Raw genomic sequence first — 17,446 nt, 5'->3', positions numbered from 1 at the left:
GACGTTGGCAGGGCACGGGAGGCGCCGACCCACGCGACGGTCTTGCCTCCCACCGCGCACCAGTCACCCTTCCCGGACAACCGTCGTTGCCCGGATAGCGACCGTCAGCTGGTCGCTATCAAATTTCGCGGCAAGGTCGCGGGCATTGAGGCACTCGATCTCATCAGGAAGAATACCGCTTCATGACGGACGTTGCCACGAGCGAAGCCGATCTCGCGTTTCCGTCGCGCGCGCTCGGTTGCGCTCATCGCAGGGCGTTGAGTGGGGAGGGGGGTCTCGACATTCGTGATCCGATCCTCTCGGCAGAACGAAGAGCCCCGACGCCATCGCGCCGGGGCGGTGCGTCATCGTTCGTCGACGCGCATGATCGTCAGGACGCGCGTGGTTTTGAAGGGATCGGCCGGATCCTCTGAGCCCGCGCTCAGGTCGTGATTGTTATAGTCGATCTTCCAGTAGCAATCGGTGCCCTCGAACAGGAACCGGCCCAGGTCGTGCTCGCCGTAGGGGTCGATTGCGTCGTCGAAAGCGTCAAAGTAGCGAACCGCTCGGAGCAGCTCCGCCCGCTTGCGGAAGTTCCGGAAGAGGCTGACGTCGCCAATCAGGTCTGCGATCCCGCCGGTCATCACGACACGGTTGTTGCCCGGGGCGGTGAGATGTTCGCGCAGCCAGTCGTTGAGGCGGGCGATCTCCGCTACGCCACCCTTGGCGTGGTTCGATTGGGGCATTTGCTCGGCCATGATGGTCTCCTGCCATTGACCCCGACGATCGGGGCCTTTCGACAGGCGACAGGACGGCCGGGGCATAGGTCGCTCGCGCACCCAAAGGGTCGAAACGGAGTTGAGAAGCCCGCTGGCGGGCTTGCGCGGGGGAGCGCCCTGGCCAGGACGTGGAAGCCCGAAATGCCGCACGGATCGTCGAGCTGGAAAAGACATCACGTCGAGGCTGATGCTGGACGACCACGCTGATCGCGGCGTATCGTTCGATCATGGAAACGGCTGCCAACATCGTTGCCCTGTGGCCCCGCTGGATGGACAGCGCTGGCGATATGCTCCGGATGAAGGCGTTGGTCCGGACCCGGTGCTGCAAATGCGCGACGCTGATGCGGGCCGAGCTGGAAGCCATCGTGGCACGCCACGGCTCTGACTATTCGCTCGTCGACAAGCTGGAGCGCTGCCGAATGGTCGAGTGCGAAGGGTCTACATTCTATCTGGCGTCGCGAACCTATGGCCGGGAATGGGTGACGCTCCTGCGCGACCCGCGGCTGATGAAGGTGTTCGAGGAACTGCCGCCTGTCCGGACGGCATGGAGCTGATTGCCCGCGCCTGGAAGCGGTAGGGTCTGACTTTGAATTCGCACCAATGACTTGCGTAAAAGCCGCAGATGCGTTGCATACCGGTGCCCCAACGATGCTTGCGCAGCAGGGCCGGGGCGGGCTCGATGCCCGCTCCGGCGCCTTCACGGTTGACGAGCGGGGAGGGGAGGGGGGCCTGAGCCCCCCGGACGGCTCAGGCGAAAGGGTCGTATTCGTTGACGATCGTGAGCGAGCCGTCGTGATCTTCGGCGGTGATGACGGCGTACCCCGTGCCGACAGCGATGACCATGGTTGCCACCATCAAGGTTCTTGCGAGGCCCATGGCGTTTTTGCGGGCGATCCAGATATCGTTGAACATGTCCGAGGCTCCTGTGAAGCCGGCGGGGTTCATCCCCGCTCGACAGGCGCCCGACAGGACGGGGAAAGGCCGCGATCACTTTTTTCGCTTGCGAAAAAAGCCGTAGCGAAGCGCCCGGACCCCTTGCGGGTTGATCGTACAAGGCCTTGAGCCGGCCCAAGGATTGCGCCTCAAGAGCGAGGTGAAGCCCGCCTTCCCGGAACGTCGTGCTCAGCGCTGGTTTGCCAGTAACGCACCCCCTTGCAGGCGCGGTGGACACCTGCCCAGTCCGTGCCCCCTCTCTGCGCTCCAATGTCGACGGGCACAGTGCGCTGCTCGGCGGTGCAGCCCCGGCCGGGCCAAGATGGAAGGAAGTTGCCGCTTTCCGGAAAGACGTTTCCGCGCTGCGCGTCCGTCAGTCGATCGTAACCCGAACGGGCCGAGACCGGCTACGGGCTCGGTAGAGCGAAGCGGAATAGAGCGACGGTCCCGGCTTCGCCGGGAGACGCCAACTCGTCTCGAGACACCAACACAGGCTACCCGGCTTCATGATAAGGCTTTAGACTGAATGGCGATCCCTACCGTCCCCTATGCATTGGTAGTCGACGACGATCCGCTCATTCTCAGGCATGCGTGCGACATTCCGGAGGGAGCGGGTTTTCGCTTTCACGAAGAGGGTACGGGTGAAGAGGCCAAGACCTCCTGGGCGATCATACCGATGGTGTGACGCTCCTGTTTTCAAACGTGGCGATGCCCGGCGACAGCGACGGGTGCGTGCTAACCCATTACTTTGCCGAGCATTGGCCCTGGATCGAGATCGTGATCGCAAGCGGCAACGTGACGCCATGTCCGGGGGACATGCCCGGCAAAGCGACGTGCATCGGCAAGCCTTTCGACGATCGCATGCTCCAGCAACGTCTCACGGAGACGCTGCCGGACAACAAGCAACTCGAGCAGCTCAAGCACGCGGCTTAGCTGTGTCTTCGTGAACTTGTGACCTTGCGGTCCTGATTGCCGGTGAACGCGAGAAGAGGCCCGGAGCGGGAGCTCCGGGCCCGTACTGCCTCCCTCAGAAGGGTACGTCATCCGCCTCATCGTCCTGCGCGGCGCCTTGGCGTTCCTGGCGGTTCTTGCCGTAGGAGAGGAAGGTCACTTCGTCGGCGATGATCTCGACACCGTAGCGCTCGATGTTCTGATCGTCGGTCCAGCGGGTGTAGTGGATGCGGCCCCGGACCATGACCTTCTGGCCCTTCTCGACATACTGCGCGACGGTCTTGCCGACGCCGTTGAAGCAGGTGATCCGGTGCCATTCGGTGTCCTCGACCCGGCGACCTTCGCCATCCTTCATGGTCTTGCCGTCCTGGTCGCGCTTGGGGCGCGAGGTGGCGAGGGAGAAGTTGGTGATCTTGGTGCCGCCCTGGGTGGTGCGTACTTCAGGCGTGGCGCCGACGTTGCCGGCGAGGATGACGAGGTTCTGCATTTCGAGGTTCCTTTTTTGCTAGCCGGGGGGTCCGTCCCCTCGACTGAACACCAAAAAAGACGGCCAGGACGCCCTCTCCACCGGAAGCGCGAAGACGCGCAGGGGAACCCCGATCGAAGGGGTGGTGCGGGCAGCCGTGGCACACGGCAACTCGGCCCGAACGATCGCGGGTTGGAGGGGGTGGACGGCCGGATTAGGTCGTTCAGGAAAGAGAGGGGATGGACCCCCACCGGCGGGCAACGGACATGGAACCGTGAAGCAGGACGCCCTTGTCGCGTTGCTCGTCCGGCAGTGCCACTATGCCTTGATCCCGCTATCCGGGCGGACCTGACACCCTCCCTCGCTGGTGCTCGCGCCCTGCGCCGGTGTCTGTCGTGAAGGATGATGGTCGCGGCGTGGACCTTGGTACCGTCTTTCGCCGTCACGGCGCGCGCGCGTCGTGCGTGTCGAGATGACGATGGGGGGGTCGTGCTGCGCAGCGCCCCGCCCGGACGGCAGGAACCGAACGCGGCTGTCGTGATTCCGGCAGCGCATCCCCCGTAGCATAGAGCGGCGAAGCCGGCGCAGAGACCAACGCGGTGAGGTGGCGTGTGGCCTCAACGAGAGGCACACGGCGCGGGGCAGACTCCGGCCTCGCCCCACGGAACCGCTCCGCGTCGGAATCGCGATGCGGGCACGGTAAGCCCCCGTCAGTCGATCGTCACCCGAATGGGCCAAGACCGGCTAAGGGGTTCGGTGAAGCGAAGCGGAATAGCGCGCTGGTCGCGACACTATTGGCCCCGAACCTTCGCGAGCTTGCCCTTAGGAACCAGTCATCACCGCTCGGCTGTTCGCCCTGGGAAGCCTGCACGACCGATCATGACCTCGACAGCGCGATCCGCGTCGTCGTCATGCAGGCGGGGGCCGGAGCCGGCGACGGTGACGGTGACGGTGACGGTGACGGTGACGGTGACGAAAAGCCTCTTGCCGCTCGCGCGAGGAGCGCTGCGATTGTCCGTCATGACGACGTGGCAGGTATCGCCGTCAGACGAAGCGCGAAACGCGAAACGCGAAGCGACCGCAATGCGCAGCCGTCTGTTACGGGTTGGGCGAGGTATCGGTTTGCTCCCAGATGGGGTGGAAGTGAGTGGAATCTGCGGGGAGGCGGCAAAGGGCGAGGCCGCTGGCTTTGCCAGCGGCCTCGCCGAAGCTCAGGCGACCTCTCGGTCGCGCTGAGCGTTCTGAGCTGCGGGCGGGGTCCCCAGCGGACCGCGACGATCGACCACGCGGATGCCGGCCTTCTTGGCGTCGATGACCAGACGCTCGGTCACGCCGTTACCCTGGAAGGCGATGACGTAGCGGGGCTTCAGCGAGAGCATCTGCTCGTTGCGACGGAAGCCGGCACGATCACCCAGCTTGCGATCGAGACCGAAGCGGACTTGCTGAATGCCGTTTTGCTCGGCCCACGACGCCGCGATGCGCTCGATCCCCTTCATGTCGCCGCCATGGACGAGATACATGTCGCCGACACGCTCCCGAACCGCACCCAGGGTACGCAGCAGATTGTCGCCAAACGCCTTCATATCCTCCTCGGTCCGGAAGGTCAGCCGTCCCCCGGCAAACACTACGGGCGTGCCCTGTGCAGTGTTGGCGTCGCGGACCCGCTCGCGGCGAGCCTGAAGGAAGGCGCGTCCGTCAACGATTGCCGACGTAACCCCGAGCGAAATGCGGTTGCCGGTCGACGGGATCCAGGAACGGCCGGTTTCGCGGATATAGTGTGCCGCTGCGGTGTCGCGCATGTGTTCGTAGCAGGTGGCGGCTTCCTCGATCTTCTTCGCAAGGTCGATCTTGTCCTCGAGGTTAGCGGTGTTGATCTCCGAACCGTCCTGCTCGGCCAGGAGGAACCTGATCTCGTCGGTGAGACGGTCGATCGTCGCGTGCTTCTTGGCCGCGGCCCGGTGGAAGAGGTTGACCAGGCCCCAGCCCATCTCCTCAATGTCGCGTTCGAGCGACGTATTCTGGAGGGTTGCGAACAGGTCGCTCCAGATGGCGGTGGTGGTCTGCTCCAGTGCTTCGGTCGAGGGCGGGCACATGCCCGAAACGTCTTCGGCTCGGGGTTCGAGGTGTCCAAGCTCCAGAGCGGAAAGTGCGGCAGCGAGGGAAGTGGTCATGGGGTCAAGCCCTTCATCTGATCGAGGCCGGCGGCCTATCCGCCGGGTGCGCACCTCCTGGGCGGCCGAATAAGAGACGCCCGCACCGGAGCGTAGCGGAGGGAAACCGCAAAAACCGGGGTGGTGCGGGCAGCCGCACAGCGGCAACTCGGCCCGGATTTTTGCGGTTGCGGGGGTCTCGCGGCCGCCCATGTGCCGCATCTCTCTGGCGGAAGGCTACGGCAAGTCAGGTGGCGTCGGGCGCAGACGTGACCACGCTTGCTGCTACGGTTGACGTGGGGCTCAACCCGAACGTCGCGATGTCGTTGAGAAGCGCCTGCCACGTTGCACACAAGCGGACCATCGCCGCTGGGGTGATCCGTGGGCGCTTCATCGGCGCCGATCGCATCGACCATGATGCACAAGCTGGTCGACCAGATCCTCGCTCCGGGTCGCGGCATAGCCCGCGCACGCCGCAGCTTGCGAGAACAGGTCCGGGACGGGCAGGGCGGAGGTCGCGCCGCCATCGAGGACAAGGCGAGAAGGATCGACGTCCGCACCTTCAGCGACAAGCGCGGACATACGTGGGATGCTCCGTATCGAGGCTCTTCCACCCGTCGGTCGTATGCGATGCATCGACAAGCGGAGCGGCAGGCGCTGACGACGTATTCCGCCTCGACAGTGATTTCCGCACGGTAATGGGCAGAGTATTCGAAAGGGGTCGGTGAAGGTCTTCATGAGACCGGACTTCTGAAGGTTGGCAAAATTGGAGACCCAAGCGGTTCGGGTCATTCGTAGCGGGGACGCTCGGCCGGAAAGGCGAGAGGGGGCCAGCCTTCGTGGGCGTCGGCCCCGAAGCGATCAGCGGAGAGGACGCTGCTGATCTCGCGCGCGTGATCGCCGACGTTCCAATCGCGATTGGGATGCGCCTGAAACTCCAGCGCCATCGTCCACTCGTGGTCCTTGTGACCCTGGGCAAAGGTGACGCCACAGGCGGTCAGTGCCGGTTCGGTGCAGAGTTCGCCGGAATCTCAGTACGATGGTGATGGTCTTTGGCCAGCGCGTCGGACGCGCGATGAAAGTCGTCGAGCCAGCGCCCTATCGGGACGCGTTGCTCAGGGAGAAGTGCGGCCTGCGCGGCCTGAAAATCGAGTAGCGCCAAGGGCGCCGTCTCGATGATGCGGTCGACTTCGGCCGATGATAGGAGGCCGCGTTCGCGGATGAACTCGGTGATGCTGCCGGGACGCGGCGTCGCACCGCGACGGCCAAGCACCGGCTTGCGCCACAGGCCCTCGACATTGCGAAGGCGAGGCTTGGCTCGCGCTTCCATCAACACAATGATGCGCAGCTCCTCGGTTGAAAGCTCCAGCACCTCGTCGGGCTTGATGCTGCCACAAAAATAGCAGCTCGATTTGGGCGGGACGGGGAGTCCGGCGCGCGCGATGCGCGCCTCGCAGTCGGCGCGCGACCATTCCCATTCCCGCAAGGGGTAGCGGTAGGCGTAGCGAGGATCCTCGCACCCGACCGCATGATGGTAACGCTGCGTGTCGCGTCCCGAGGCGTCGTAGCCGATCAGCTTTACCACGCGCCCGCCTGCGTCCCAGCAGCGGCGCGCGGGTTCCCACTGGGCGGTCCAGGCATCTTGCGGGGCCGCCTTCCATTTCTGGCTGCACGACCCGCCACCAAATACCACGGAGGGCAGGGTGGCGTTGGTCAGCATGTTCTCGGCGATGCCCGCATAGGGCGGCCAGTGTTTGAAGTTGCGGGGCTGGTAGCGGACGATCTCGGATGCGATGCCGCGTTCCGACATTCAGGCCCGGAACACGGGGATGAACGCATAGGTCGCCGATTTTTCGGCGCCGGGATCGGCGAAGAGAACCATGTCGACGGGCTCGCCGCGTTCGGCGAACTCGACGATCATGGCGGTGGAGTCGACGCCGGCCCCCCAGGCCGCGATGACGGGCGGGCGATCAACCATTGGTCGTATCCCGGACGATGATCGCCGCATGAACGAGGCGGTATGCCCGCTTTCGAAATCCCGGGATGCGGCAGATCGCGCGGCTTTCCGGGTCGCGGAACAGCGGCGTCTTGCCCTTGGGATTGGCGACCACCTCGAAGCGACTGCGGTCGCTACCGTCGCTGAAGCGCATGGGCTCATCGAAGATGATCGTCTGCCCAGGCTTCGGGGTCGGCTTGGCCCGATCGAGCTTCTTCGCGAGCAGATTGGCGCGGCACCGCGCGCGCCAGGCCAGGGCATATTCGCTGTCCGTAGCGGTCAGCTCGTCGAGGATCGCGGCCGGACACTCGCTCTCGTTCGGCCCGACCGTTTCATCCATATCCTTGTACCCGAACGTGCAGCCGTCGCGCGCACCGGTGCTGGTCTTGGTGAGGCAAACGATGCCGAACACGATCCGTTCGGCATCGTCCGCGAGGCGCTCGCAAGCGGCGTAATAGGTCGATCCGACCATGGAGGACGCCAGCACGGTCAGGCGATGCGTGTCGCGCTGGTAAGTGAACTGGTTGTCGAGATAGGAGCGCGGGGTGGCGTAGTCGCCCATATCGCGCATGAAGAGCCAGCCCATGATAAGTCTCCGATAACGTGAGGATCAGGCGGCAGCGGCGAGGCGCCGAGCGCCAGCGTCGCCAACCGTCGCGGTGAGCCGGCGCTGGAACGCCTTCGCGTCCAGTAACTCGGCGATTGGCGCGCGCTGAACGGGGCCGGCGTGTTCGCCGCCCCGGCAGCGGTTGAAGGTGATCTGGCTGTCGGGGAGGATGCTGTGCGGCCGCACCCGGATCGATAGATCGGCGTGGCGCAGCTCGGTCGTGCCATCGTCCGCGATCCCGCCCATGTCCGTGTCGATACGGAGGTCATGCGCCTCGAGGCCGATCGCCTCGGCAAGCGAAGCGAGCGCGAGGCGTGCCTGTCGATGGAAGGTCCGTTTCGCCGCGCCATCGCTGGCGACGGTGTTGCCGGCGATGGCGAGCAGCGCGGATCCGGCAATGACGGTGCCCCGATCTTCCGCACAGCGCAGGCGCAGTTCGTTGGTGCTGGGCGCACCAAATTCGGCGACGGACGCCAGGTTGCGGATCAGCAGCAGGATCGACGCATCGCGGTCGATCGGCTTGCCGGCACGCTGGCAGTCGTCAACGCCCGCGTTCAGGGCATGGAGCGCAGCGGGCAGGGTGCCCAGCGCGTCAGGGGATAGCGCCTCGTTGTGGCGGTAATGGGTGTCGTAGAGCATGACCGAACCTCCTGAGCGCCAGGGCGCGCTCAAAAGGCCGAAGGCTTCCTCTCCTCCCCCTAGAACATAACGGGAATCGCGATTATATCTGGTCGGTTCACTTTAAGGGAGTTTGCGATGACTGACGCTATGGTTGTCTTCACGATGTTCAGCGTTGCAATGGGCGCTGCAATCGTTGGGATCAACAATGAGCCCGCTATCGCGGCGGGGCGCATTCCCGATCTGCATCGCAAGTTTAAAATCGATCTGCGTTCGCCTTCGGCAATAGCGAGCGGTAAGGCAGCCGAGCTGGCGACCAAGATGGCAGCCGCAATGGCGATCGTCTCGATCCTCGTCCTCTTCGTTAAGCACCTTTCCGCCTGAGCTACACCGGGCCTGCATGGTCGCAAAAGGCGCCAGCAGGGAGCGTCCAGCGATCCGTCAGGATCGAGAGACGCCAGACCGGGTCATCGGCTTGCGCCAATTCGTCGGGATGGAGCGTCGCAGCCGGGAACGCCGTGCCGCGATCAGCGAGCTGCGTGACGGTGAGCGTGCGATGGATCGTCTTCCCGCTCGCGGCTTCGCGAGCCGCGGCCCGTCGGAAGGCGGCAGGGAAGACGAGCCGGAGCGTCGCCCATTGGTCGGGCGAGCCGAAGATGCAGGCTCGGCAGGACAGGCGGCCCCAACTCAGGACGTAGGCCGGGTGGGGACGGATCCGCGCTTGCGCTATCGCGTCCCAGGTCAGGCGCTCGGTCCAGTCAAGGACCGGGCGCCAATGATCGACCGCACGCGCGAGGGTCGATGTGCGATGCGGCTCGAGCGTCGCATAGCGCGCACGCGAGGGACTTTCCTCGGCGCGCTCGCCGGTGATGACCAGCGTGCGGCCGTCGAGGAAGCGCGGCTGATTCCGGATCGCGGCCGCGAGAACGTCGATCTTCAGCGCGGGGCTGCACCAGCGCACCCAAAGATCGGGAGACGTCTGGGGAAATATCCCGCGCGTGCCGGCTGGGCCGTTGCCCCCGGCACGGCCAATGCCGGTCGGCGTCTCGAACAGGACGGGTGCGGTCGGCGCGTTGTCGCGCGCCAGCTCGCGGGCGAAGCCGCCCTCGCGCCACGAGACGTAGAGCGCGATGCCGAACTGCTCGGCGATCGCGCGGACATAGGCGGGGGTGCACGGCCAATCCATGAAGGTCGGGCCGTGGCCATCGACATCATGGTGATGCAGCTCGATCGCGTGTGCCGGGACGCCGCGGCCGAGGAGGTGGAGCAGGGCGGCAAGGCTGTCCTTGCCGCCACTGAACGCCACGATGAAGCGCCGGTAGGCGCCGAGGTCGGGGAGGGCGGCCGGAGCGGTCATGCTGCTTCACGGATCTGTTCCTCGGGTTCGGCCGAGGCGTCGAGGCCGGTTGCGCGGAGCAGATAGCCGGCTGCTGCTTCTGCCTTTGCCGCGGCGGTCATGATCGCGCGGCTGTCCTTGCGCAACACCTTCAACCACGAGCCGATATAGGCGGCGTGGTCGTCCATATGCGACGTCGGCAGACCGAGATCGGCACCGAGCAGCGCTGAGGTCATCTCGGCGCAAAGCTCCTCGAACGCGTAGGCGTCGTCGCCGAAGCGCTTGCCGAACGTGCGATCGAGCCGGTCGGGATGGCCGGTCCAGTGGCCAGCCTCATGGGCGAGCGTCGCCGCGAAATAGGCGCGCGTCGAGAATAGCTCGAAGCGCGGCATGGTGATGCTGTCGGCAGTGCGGTCGTAGAACGCGCGATCGCCACGTGTGTGGACGGTTGCCGGCAGCGCATCGAGGAAGCGCTGCGCGCGCTCGGGGAGCGCGTCGGCCGGGGGCACGATGCTGACCGGGCTCGGGTAGAAGTCGGGAGACAGCCCGTCGATCTGGTCGCAATTGAACACGGCGTAGGAGCGCAGCACGCGCCGCATCTCGTCGGTCGTGTCGCCGGTGGTGACGGATTCGACAGTTTTGCTGTAGGATTTATAGAAGATCGCGATCTGCGAGCGCTCGCCCTCGCGGACCTGACCGCCAAGGGCCTGCGCCTGCTTGTAGGTCATCCAGGTCCGCGAGTTGTAGCCTGCGCCCTCGGCACACAGCCACAGCCAGAAACAGTTGATGCCCTTGTAGGGGTCGCCGGTTGCGCGCAGCGGACGGCCGCCAAGGCCGGGGCGCCACGGCTTCACCCAGGGACGCACTCCGGATTCGAGCTTGTCGATGATGGTGTTGGTCATGATGTCGGCAGGCGAGGGCTTGTCGGTGGTCTGTGCCACGATCGGTCTCCTGATTGAGGTGAGGCAAACCCGCGTGAGCATCCTCCCCTCTGGGAGGGGTCGGTGCCGGGTCACAAAAAGAGGGGCGACACTCCGCAAAGAGTGCCGCCCCCAGGTGCCTCGAACTGTGCAAGCCGGTGTCAGGCCGCTTGGCTCAAATCCTCCCCTTCTTCGTGATCGATCACTGCGTCCTCACCGGTATCGAGGTCGGTATCCTCGTTCTCGTCCGGATCGGTGCCGGTTTCGTTATCGGCGAAGCTCGAGCGCAACGGTGTGCGTGCCGCCTTCTCTTGTCCCTCGAAGCGCATGGCTTCCGGCAACCAGGCCGTCGCCTTCTCGCGGATCTCGGCTTCGACGATGCCCTGGCCGTTGCACAGCGAGGCACAGGTGCCGGCAAGGTCGCTCTTCTTGGCGTCCTTGTAGCGGCCGCGCAGGATCGGGCCTCCGATTTGCTCGAGCGCGTCGAGCATGACGGTCTTCTTCACCCGGCCGAAGAAGTTCTCGGCCGTCGGGCGCCACCAATTCTCGACCTGGATGTCGAGGAGGCGACCGAGATGGTCATGGAAGCCATTGCTCCGATAGCCCTCGGCGACGTTAAGCGTCGGTTCGAGAGTTCGTGCTATCGAGTATGCAACCCAAGCGCCGCGGGCCTCGTCGTCGAGCGCCCGGAAGGCGTCGAAGCGTTCGGTCATGGTCGGCAGACCCGCCCAACTCGTGTCGAGCTTCTGGCTTTGGTCGTCGATCGTCTGCGACGCCATCGATCCCTCGTCGCGGAACCCGAAGATCGGGAAGCCTGCGGCGCTCGACTTCAGGGTCGAGTGGTTCGGGATGTGCGCCTGCTCGAACACCACGTTCTGCGCCATCAGGAAGATGGTCAGGTCGAGTGCTAGTCCCGGGTCGCTGGCGACATGGGCGGCGAGGATCTGGCGGCGCTGCGTCGCCAGTTCGTCGATCAGCGTGGCGCTGAGTTTCGGACCCTGATCGCCGTCGCCGGCATCGCCTTCCCCGGCAGCGCCGCCCGACTCCTTGGGCGGTGCGTTCGGATCCACCACCGGCTTTTCGCTGAACAGGCGGGTGTGGACGCGGGGTTCGCCATCGCCCCCGATATAGACGAACGTCCCGATCTGCGCTTTCAGCGCCGGATCGATCTCGTGACGGGCGTCCTCGATGGTTTCCAGCTCGCGCTCGATCGCCTCGATACGCGCGCTCGCCGCCTCGGCTTCGACGCTGCCGTTGGGCAGTTCCTGCTCGAGCTGGTCGATCAGCGCGTCGTTTTCGGCTGACAGAACCTCGACACGCGCTGTCTCGTCCTCGGTGAGGGCGCGGGCGGGTGCGTGATACTCGTGAAGCTGGCGCTCGAGGTCGTAGGGGACGTGCGTCGCCGCGATCGGGGTGACGAACGCGAGACCTTCGGATTTCGCCAGTTCGGCCGCTGCGGCTTCGAGCTTCGAAGCGGCGAGCGTCTCGATCAGGTCGACGTCGATCCAGTTCTCATCGCCCTCCGTGGCGAACAGGTCGCCCTCGATGCGACCGCCAGCGGCGACATAGGATTCGCGCTCGACGAAACGGGCCTTGGCGTCGTTCGCCTTGACCGTGCCGTTGAGGATAGCGCGACGGATATTGTCGGGATTGTCGCCGTAGTAGGAGGTTTTCATCTGGGCGAACACGCGGGCCTGGCGATCGACGTCGGTGGTGACGGCGTAAGCCTGCGCAACGCCGAGCGTGATTTCGCCGGCTGCGAGCGCCTCTAAGACAGGCGGGGCCAGCTCGGCAAGGCGCACGCGCTGTTCGACGAACCGGGTGGTCACGCCCTGACGCTTGGCGACGTCCTCGGCGGTCATGCCCTTCTGGATCAGGAAGTTGAACGCGGTGCATTCGTCGGCCGGATTCATCGGCACGCGTTGGAAGTTCTCGGCGAGGCTTGCCTCGATCGCGTTATCGTCGTCGCTCAGCACGAGGACGGGCACGGTGTGATCAGCGGGGAGGGTGCCCTGCTCGATCAGGAGCTGGAGCGCGCGCAGGCGGCGACCGCCCGCCTTCACCGTGAACGTACCCGCCTTCTTGAGCGGGGTGACGATCAGGTTCTGCAACAGCCCCTGGGCAGCGATATTCGCGGCGAGGGTGTCGATCCCTGCGTCACGATTGGATTTGCGCACATTGTCCTTCGACAGCGTCAGGTTCTTGACCTTCACGGACTGGATCATCGGTCGTCTCCGTTTGGAAGTGGCGCGCCGCGTCCCGCGGTCACGCGAGCCTGGTCCTCCAAGCCCAAAAAGCCGAAGGCTCCCTCCCCTCCCTTTGATGACCCGGGAAGAGAGCCTCGATCGTGTCAGGCGGTGATACGGTCGATCACGGTCGCGGCAGTCGCCATGGGCACGAACATCCGCGTCTTGTGCTGGATGATCTCGGTGAAACACCCGGCCGCCTTCAGCTCAGCCAAGCGCGTGTGCGGCCAGTCGAGCAATTCGAGGCGCTGCTGGCCTGCGACCAGGCTGCGCTTCAGCCGGTATGCGCCGAGCGCGGTGATCTCGGCAGTGCCCAGGACGTGCTTGGCGGTTTCGGCCCCCGACACCGTGATGGTCGCGGCGATGCCGAAGGCGTCCGCGAGCTTGGTGACGAGCGGCGCAGGGACGATGCGGCCGAGGAAGGACTGGCCGTTATCTGTGTTGAGACGCCAGACCTGGACGTGATCGTCGGGCAGGCGGTCCCAGACCGGCAGGAGCAGGCCGGTGACGAGGTAGAGCGTATTGGTGCGGGTCTTGCCCGACATCTCCTCGACCTCGGCCTGCCAGAGCGCGGAAAACTCCGCCTCGCTCGCATCTTCCCACATCGTCTCGACGAGAAGATCCTGCCGCATCCGTTCGGTGCGCGTCGGGCGGACCAGCTCGTAGCGGCGCACGATCTCGCCATCATCGTCGGTGAGCGAGTAGGTGCTGCACCGGATCGCGGCCTTGCCCGACTTGCGGTTGACGATCGGGCGGGCGTCGTCGCTTAAGGTTCGCAAAGCGCGATCCAGCGCGAGCGGCTTGTAGCGCTCCTCGGTCTCCAATCGTAGGACCTCGGTCTCGGCGCCGCTGGTCCGGTCGCGCCGAATGACGGTGCGATCGAGGATCGTGATGCGCTCGGCATTGATGCTCTCGACGCCAAGATCGAGCGTGCCCGCCTCCTTGGCCGCCTCGATCCGGGCCTCGATCAGCCCGAGATATTTGTCGAAGATCGCGTTCTGCATGGCGATGCGCAGCGCGAGGATGCGGTTCAGCCAGCGCTGGATCGGGGGCATCTCCTCCTTAAGCCCGCCACCTTCGCCCTCCAGCTCGAGGCCGGTGAGCTTCTGGAACTCGTCCAGTGTGGTGGAGCGCAGCTTGCCATTGGCGAGCAGGCGGAACCACTGTTCGAGCGACTCCTTTGCATCGTCGCTTTCGAGGTTGTCGCGCGGGTCGAACAGGCCCTGACCGCCAGTCTGTCGCTGGCCGCGGGTGAGCGCACCCAGGCTGTCGAGCCGGCGCGCGATCGTCGAGATGAAGCGACGTTCGCCCCGGCAGTCCGTCGACACCGGCCGGAACAGCGGTGCGGTCGCCTGATGCGTCCGGTGCGTGCGACCGAGGCCTTGGATGGCAGCGTCAGCACGCCAGCCCGGCTCGAGGAGGTAATGGTTGCGGCGCGACTGGTTTTCGCACGTCAGGCTCGCATGATAGCTGCGGCCGGTGCCGCCAGCGTCGGAGAAGATCAGGATCTTCTTCTGCCCCAGCATGAAAGCATCGGTCTCGGCGAGATTGGTGCGGGGCGAGCGGCTTTCGACGCGCTGGCGGCCGTGGGTGTCCATGATGACGCGCCGGCTGCGCCCCGTCACCTCGGCAACAGCGTCGGTGCCGAAATGGCCGATGATATGATCGAGCGCGGATCCGACGATGGGCAGCGCGCAGAGCTGCTCGAGTAGATTGTCGCGCATCTCCAGCGCCTCTCGGCTGAACACGGGGCGGCCGTCCTCGTCCGACATCGGTTCGGAGCGCGTCTTGCCGGTCTCGTCGACAAAGGTTTTCATCTGCCGGACCGGGAAGGCGGCCTTGAGGTACGACATGAGAAACTCCCTCGGCGACAACTCGATATCGAGGTTCGCCCGTTCTTCGACGGTGAGCGCGGCAAGTGCCCGGTTGAGCATGGCCTCGGACGTCGAGACGAGCTGGATCACAACGCTCTCGCCGCGGGCGAGATCGGCGCGGATCGCGGGCACGAGCGAGGGCAGCTTCATGCCGATCAGGTGTTGGCAGAAGAAGCGCTGTTTGGTGGACTCGAAGATCGACAACGCGGCGGCCTTGGCGCCGCTATTATAGGTGTCGTTCGAGAAGCTGTCCGTCACGCGGGTCGCGTCCAGCGCCGCGCGAAGGTTGCTGTGGATGATCGCCCAGGCATCGGCATAGGCGTCATAAACCTCGATCTGGTCGACGGTGAGCTTGTGTTCGAGGATGTCATACTCGACACCGGCGAAGCTCAACGCACGCGAGACGTAAAGGCCCTGCATTTTCAGGTCGCGCGCGATCAGCTCCAGCGCGGCGATCCCGCCTCGGCGCAGGGAGTCGACGAAGGTCCGGCGATCGGCGAAGGCCGTGCCCGGACCCCATAGGCCAAGCCGCGTTGCATAGGCCAGATTGTTGACGTCGGATGCGCCGGTCGCGGACACGTAGAGGACTCGGGCGCGCGGCAGGAGGTTCTGGAGACGGACGCCGGCGATGCCCTGGTCGGAGCCTTGTTTGGTGCCGAAACTACCTTCGCCTCCTGCGACACCGGCCATCTCGTGCGCCTCGTCGAACACGATCATGCCGTCATAGTCGTCACCGACCCATTCGAGGATCTGCTGGAGCCGCGTGCCCTTGTCACCGCGATTGGAGCGCAGCGTCGCATAGGTGAGGAACAGCACGCCTTCGGCTGCGCCGATTTGGGTGCCCAGCTTCCACTGGTTGAGATGTTGGATGTCGAGCGCGAGACCGCCAACAGCGGTCCAGTCGCGACGCGCATCTTCGAGCAGGGTTTCGGTCTTCGATATCCAGATGTGCTTGTGGCAACCGCGAAGCCACTGGTCGAGGATGATCGCGGCGACCTGGCGGCCCTTGCCGGCGCCGGTGCCGTCACCGAGGAAGAAGCCGGTCCGATACGGACGGCCATCCTCGGATGGTGCGATCGACAGCCCCTCCTCGACGGGTTTGAACAGTCCGGGGATGTCGCGTTCGAAGGCGTCGCAGGCGTAGATCAGCGTCTCGAGCTGGGCGTCGGAGAGCGTCTTCGCATCGACGACGGCGTGCGGCAGCGTGGGGATGTAGGTCGGCCGTGGCGCTGTGATCGAGCCCATGGCGATCGATTCCACCAGAGCGGTTGGATGCGCCGATGCGCAGCCGATCGCGATGCGGCTAGGCCGATAGGGCAGGTACACACCGACAGACTCGCCGGTCGGAAGTGGCTCGGCGAACACGGTATAGTCGATCGGGGTCGCGGTCTGAGACCGCGCGGCTTTTGCGGGGGGTGCGCTCAGCCGCGGTTTGCTCGCCAAGCCGCCAAGAAGCGAGCTGCGCCCGCTGGGGCGGATGATCAGCGAGGCCGTGCGCAGGCCAGGCTCGGACACAGGCGGAGCGGCCTTGGCGGTGATCGCCGCGAGCGCATCGGCGAGCGTCGCGCAGCGGATCAGCTCGGCAGGCGTGCCGGTCCCCTTTTCCAGCACGATGATCTTCACAGGTTGGCTGGTGCCATGCTTGGCATAGGCATTCGCCGGCAATTCAAGGTGCAGCGTCAGCGTACAGCCCTCGGTCGCCTTGGCCCAGGCGCGGCTCGACGGGTCGACGCGGTCGGGCAGGATGGCGGCGCAGCGGCCTCCCGTGCCGAGACGCCTCAAGGCTGCGCGAAGATGCCGGAACGCTGCTTGGCGGTCGGCGTGGCGACCGATGCTGCGCGCGAAGGGCGGATTGATGAGGACGGCCGTTGGCCGGATCGTTGGTTCGAGTAGATCGTCGATCAGCTCGGCGTCGTGGCGGGTGACAGAGACGCCGGGGAAGGCGGCGCCAAGCATCTCGGCGCGGGCCGGATCGATCTCATTAAGAACCAGGCGGGCACCGGCGCGGTGCGCGAAGGCAGCAAGCAGGCCGGTGCCTGCAGAGGGCTCGAGGACCAGATCCGTAGCCGCAATCCTGCCAGCGAGCGCAGCGAGGTAGGCGATCGGCGCCGGTGTCGAGAATTGCTGGAGCTCGATTTGCTCTTCGCTGCGAACAGTGTGTGTCGGCAGAGCGGCGACCAGTTCGGTAAGCGCAGCGACACAAGCGCCGGGATTGGCGGGGAGGTCTGCTTTTGCGAGATACATGACCTCGGCGAGCTCAAGCATGTCGTAGGCGTCGCGGAGCGACCAGCGACCGTCGGCAGACGAAGCGCCATAGGCTTGCTCCATGACCCACAGCAGCGTGCTACGCTGCAGCGATCCGTTCCTGGCGATCGTGTCGGCGACGGCCTTGGCGGCGGTGATGGACGGTTCGGTGAAATCGAGTTCGAGAGCTGCGGCTGAGGTGCGCATCGAGGGCTTCCTTCTTGTCGCCCGGTGCTCATCACCGGATCAACAAGCCGAAGGCTCCCTCTCCTCTGAACGCGTTGTGCCCGACAAACATCGCTACCGCGAAGCCATCTTCCAAAGCCGATCGGGACACGTCTGCCGCA

At 65.4% G+C, this 17,446-nt stretch carries 20 protein-coding genes; 4 read left to right on the top strand and 16 right to left on the bottom strand.

Going from position 1 to position 17,446, the window contains the following annotated elements; genetic code table 11:
- Nucleotides 1–344 precede the first annotated feature (344 nt).
- Nucleotides 345–737: a DUF3768 domain-containing protein gene (locus ABIC16_RS19135; protein WP_354292454.1), complete on the bottom strand. Its 393-nt coding sequence runs from the start codon at nucleotides 735–737 to the stop codon at nucleotides 345–347.
- A gap of 248 nt (nucleotides 738–985) precedes the next feature.
- On the opposite strand from ABIC16_RS19135, the gene ABIC16_RS19130 reads away from it, so the two are divergent.
- A complete protein-coding gene (locus ABIC16_RS19130; RefSeq protein ID WP_354292453.1) occupies nucleotides 986–1,312 on the top strand; it encodes a hypothetical protein in 327 nt (108 codons plus the stop codon).
- Between the two features lie 193 nt (nucleotides 1,313–1,505).
- Here ABIC16_RS19130 and ABIC16_RS19125 read toward each other — a convergent pair whose 3' ends face one another.
- Complete coding sequence (locus ABIC16_RS19125; protein ID WP_354292452.1) at nucleotides 1,506–1,670, bottom strand: hypothetical protein; 165 nt, start codon at nucleotides 1,668–1,670, stop codon at nucleotides 1,506–1,508.
- A gap of 547 nt (nucleotides 1,671–2,217) precedes the next feature.
- On the opposite strand from ABIC16_RS19125, the gene ABIC16_RS19120 reads away from it, so the two are divergent.
- Together ABIC16_RS19120 and ABIC16_RS19115 are read left to right on the top strand one after the other, a co-directional pair.
- Nucleotides 2,218–2,376, top strand: coding sequence for a hypothetical protein (locus ABIC16_RS19120; protein WP_354292451.1), 159 nt, complete (start codon nucleotides 2,218–2,220; stop codon nucleotides 2,374–2,376).
- Nucleotides 2,373–2,624, top strand: coding sequence for a hypothetical protein (locus ABIC16_RS19115; RefSeq protein ID WP_354292450.1), 252 nt, complete (start codon nucleotides 2,373–2,375; stop codon nucleotides 2,622–2,624). The genes ABIC16_RS19120 and ABIC16_RS19115 overlap by 4 nt, the downstream gene beginning before the upstream one ends.
- 94 nt (nucleotides 2,625–2,718) lie before the next feature.
- On the opposite strand, the gene ABIC16_RS19110 is transcribed toward ABIC16_RS19115, so the two are convergent.
- The 10 genes from ABIC16_RS19110 to ABIC16_RS19065 form a co-directional block, all read right to left on the bottom strand.
- Complete coding sequence (locus ABIC16_RS19110) at nucleotides 2,719–3,129, bottom strand: single-stranded DNA-binding protein (RefSeq protein ID WP_131534417.1); 411 nt, start codon at nucleotides 3,127–3,129, stop codon at nucleotides 2,719–2,721.
- Nucleotides 3,130–3,944: 815 nt separating this feature from the next.
- On the bottom strand, nucleotides 3,945–4,130 hold the full coding sequence (locus tag ABIC16_RS19105; protein WP_354292449.1) for a hypothetical protein: 186 nt from the start codon (nucleotides 4,128–4,130) through the stop codon (nucleotides 3,945–3,947).
- 189 nt (nucleotides 4,131–4,319) lie between these two features.
- The gene (locus ABIC16_RS19100) at nucleotides 4,320–5,279 is read right to left on the bottom strand and encodes a DUF2493 domain-containing protein (protein WP_354292585.1); all 960 of its coding nucleotides are present in this window, start codon (nucleotides 5,277–5,279) and stop codon (nucleotides 4,320–4,322) included.
- Between the two features lie 226 nt (nucleotides 5,280–5,505).
- Nucleotides 5,506–5,652 carry a hypothetical protein gene (locus ABIC16_RS19095; RefSeq protein WP_354292448.1) on the bottom strand — a complete coding sequence of 49 codons (147 nt, stop codon included), beginning with the start codon at nucleotides 5,650–5,652 and terminating at the stop codon, nucleotides 5,506–5,508.
- A complete protein-coding gene (locus tag ABIC16_RS19090) occupies nucleotides 5,649–5,840 on the bottom strand; it encodes a hypothetical protein (RefSeq protein WP_354292447.1) in 192 nt (63 codons plus the stop codon). The genes ABIC16_RS19095 and ABIC16_RS19090 overlap by 4 nt, the downstream gene beginning before the upstream one ends.
- A 206-nt stretch (nucleotides 5,841–6,046) precedes the next feature.
- Nucleotides 6,047–6,205, bottom strand: a complete 159-nt coding sequence (locus ABIC16_RS19085; RefSeq protein ID WP_354292446.1) for a hypothetical protein — start codon at nucleotides 6,203–6,205, stop codon at nucleotides 6,047–6,049.
- A gap of 50 nt (nucleotides 6,206–6,255) precedes the next feature.
- Nucleotides 6,256–7,068: a hypothetical protein gene (locus ABIC16_RS19080; RefSeq protein ID WP_354292445.1), complete on the bottom strand. Its 813-nt coding sequence runs from the start codon at nucleotides 7,066–7,068 to the stop codon at nucleotides 6,256–6,258.
- Nucleotides 7,069–7,236, bottom strand: coding sequence for an adenine nucleotide alpha hydrolase family protein (locus tag ABIC16_RS19075; RefSeq protein ID WP_354292444.1), 168 nt, complete (start codon nucleotides 7,234–7,236; stop codon nucleotides 7,069–7,071).
- Entirely contained in the window at nucleotides 7,229–7,840 is a 612-nt protein-coding gene (locus tag ABIC16_RS19070) for a DUF6927 domain-containing protein (RefSeq protein ID WP_354292443.1), read from the bottom strand. Before ABIC16_RS19070 ends, ABIC16_RS19075 begins: the two co-directional genes overlap by 8 nt.
- 24 nt (nucleotides 7,841–7,864) lie before the next feature.
- Nucleotides 7,865–8,500 (bottom strand): hypothetical protein, encoded by a 636-nt coding sequence (locus ABIC16_RS19065; protein WP_354292442.1) that lies wholly within the window; start codon nucleotides 8,498–8,500, stop codon nucleotides 7,865–7,867.
- 129 nt (nucleotides 8,501–8,629) lie between these two features.
- Between ABIC16_RS19065 and ABIC16_RS19060 the strand changes: the two genes are divergently transcribed.
- On the top strand, nucleotides 8,630–8,863 hold the full coding sequence (locus tag ABIC16_RS19060; protein ID WP_354292441.1) for a hypothetical protein: 234 nt from the start codon (nucleotides 8,630–8,632) through the stop codon (nucleotides 8,861–8,863).
- 1 nt (nucleotide 8,864) lies between these two features.
- Here the strand turns inward: ABIC16_RS19060 and ABIC16_RS19055 are convergent, their stop codons facing one another.
- The 4 genes from ABIC16_RS19055 to ABIC16_RS19040 form a co-directional block, all read right to left on the bottom strand.
- Nucleotides 8,865–9,836 carry a phosphoadenosine phosphosulfate reductase domain-containing protein gene (locus ABIC16_RS19055; protein ID WP_354292440.1) on the bottom strand — a complete coding sequence of 324 codons (972 nt, stop codon included), beginning with the start codon at nucleotides 9,834–9,836 and terminating at the stop codon, nucleotides 8,865–8,867.
- Nucleotides 9,833–10,756, bottom strand: coding sequence for an ArdC family protein (locus ABIC16_RS19050; RefSeq protein ID WP_354292439.1), 924 nt, complete (start codon nucleotides 10,754–10,756; stop codon nucleotides 9,833–9,835). The genes ABIC16_RS19055 and ABIC16_RS19050 overlap by 4 nt, the downstream gene beginning before the upstream one ends.
- A 140-nt stretch (nucleotides 10,757–10,896) precedes the next feature.
- On the bottom strand, nucleotides 10,897–12,960 hold the full coding sequence (locus tag ABIC16_RS19045; RefSeq protein ID WP_354292438.1) for a ParB/RepB/Spo0J family partition protein: 2,064 nt from the start codon (nucleotides 12,958–12,960) through the stop codon (nucleotides 10,897–10,899).
- Nucleotides 12,961–13,085: 125 nt separating this feature from the next.
- Nucleotides 13,086–17,306 carry a strawberry notch-like NTP hydrolase domain-containing protein gene (locus ABIC16_RS19040; RefSeq protein WP_354292437.1) on the bottom strand — a complete coding sequence of 1,407 codons (4,221 nt, stop codon included), beginning with the start codon at nucleotides 17,304–17,306 and terminating at the stop codon, nucleotides 13,086–13,088.
- Nucleotides 17,307–17,446 lie beyond the last annotated feature (140 nt).

The organism is Sphingomonas sp. PvP055 (assembly GCF_040546365.1).
Taxonomy (GTDB): domain Bacteria; phylum Pseudomonadota; class Alphaproteobacteria; order Sphingomonadales; family Sphingomonadaceae; genus Sphingomonas; species Sphingomonas echinoides_A.
This window is presented reverse-complemented; position numbering and strand designations above follow the sequence as displayed.

Bases quoted from the DNA above. Each gene is read 5' to 3' on its own strand.
- ABIC16_RS19130 (WP_354292453.1), top strand. From the start codon at position 986: ATGGAAACGGCTGCCAACATCGTTGCCCTGTGGCCCCGCTGGATGGAC.
- ABIC16_RS19055 (WP_354292440.1), bottom strand. From the start codon at position 9,836: ATGACCGCTCCGGCCGCCCTCCCCGACCTCGGCGCCTACCGGCGCTTC.
- ABIC16_RS19125 (WP_354292452.1), bottom strand. From the start codon at position 1,670: ATGTTCAACGATATCTGGATCGCCCGCAAAAACGCCATGGGCCTCGCA.
- ABIC16_RS19090 (WP_354292447.1), bottom strand. From the start codon at position 5,840: ATGTCCGCGCTTGTCGCTGAAGGTGCGGACGTCGATCCTTCTCGCCTT.
- ABIC16_RS19070 (WP_354292443.1), bottom strand. From the start codon at position 7,840: ATGGGCTGGCTCTTCATGCGCGATATGGGCGACTACGCCACCCCGCGC.
- ABIC16_RS19135 (WP_354292454.1), bottom strand. From the start codon at position 737: ATGGCCGAGCAAATGCCCCAATCGAACCACGCCAAGGGTGGCGTAGCG.
- ABIC16_RS19045 (WP_354292438.1), bottom strand. From the start codon at position 12,960: ATGATCCAGTCCGTGAAGGTCAAGAACCTGACGCTGTCGAAGGACAAT.
- ABIC16_RS19120 (WP_354292451.1), top strand. From the start codon at position 2,218: ATGGCGATCCCTACCGTCCCCTATGCATTGGTAGTCGACGACGATCCG.
- ABIC16_RS19110 (WP_131534417.1), bottom strand. From the start codon at position 3,129: ATGCAGAACCTCGTCATCCTCGCCGGCAACGTCGGCGCCACGCCTGAA.
- ABIC16_RS19105 (WP_354292449.1), bottom strand. From the start codon at position 4,130: ATGACGGACAATCGCAGCGCTCCTCGCGCGAGCGGCAAGAGGCTTTTC.
- ABIC16_RS19060 (WP_354292441.1), top strand. From the start codon at position 8,630: ATGGTTGTCTTCACGATGTTCAGCGTTGCAATGGGCGCTGCAATCGTT.
- ABIC16_RS19085 (WP_354292446.1), bottom strand. From the start codon at position 6,205: ATGGCGCTGGAGTTTCAGGCGCATCCCAATCGCGATTGGAACGTCGGC.
- ABIC16_RS19065 (WP_354292442.1), bottom strand. From the start codon at position 8,500: ATGCTCTACGACACCCATTACCGCCACAACGAGGCGCTATCCCCTGAC.
- ABIC16_RS19040 (WP_354292437.1), bottom strand. From the start codon at position 17,306: ATGCGCACCTCAGCCGCAGCTCTCGAACTCGATTTCACCGAACCGTCC.
- ABIC16_RS19095 (WP_354292448.1), bottom strand. From the start codon at position 5,652: ATGAAGCGCCCACGGATCACCCCAGCGGCGATGGTCCGCTTGTGTGCA.
- ABIC16_RS19080 (WP_354292445.1), bottom strand. From the start codon at position 7,068: ATGTCGGAACGCGGCATCGCATCCGAGATCGTCCGCTACCAGCCCCGC.
- ABIC16_RS19075 (WP_354292444.1), bottom strand. From the start codon at position 7,236: ATGGTTGATCGCCCGCCCGTCATCGCGGCCTGGGGGGCCGGCGTCGAC.
- ABIC16_RS19100 (WP_354292585.1), bottom strand. From the start codon at position 5,279: ATGACCACTTCCCTCGCTGCCGCACTTTCCGCTCTGGAGCTTGGACAC.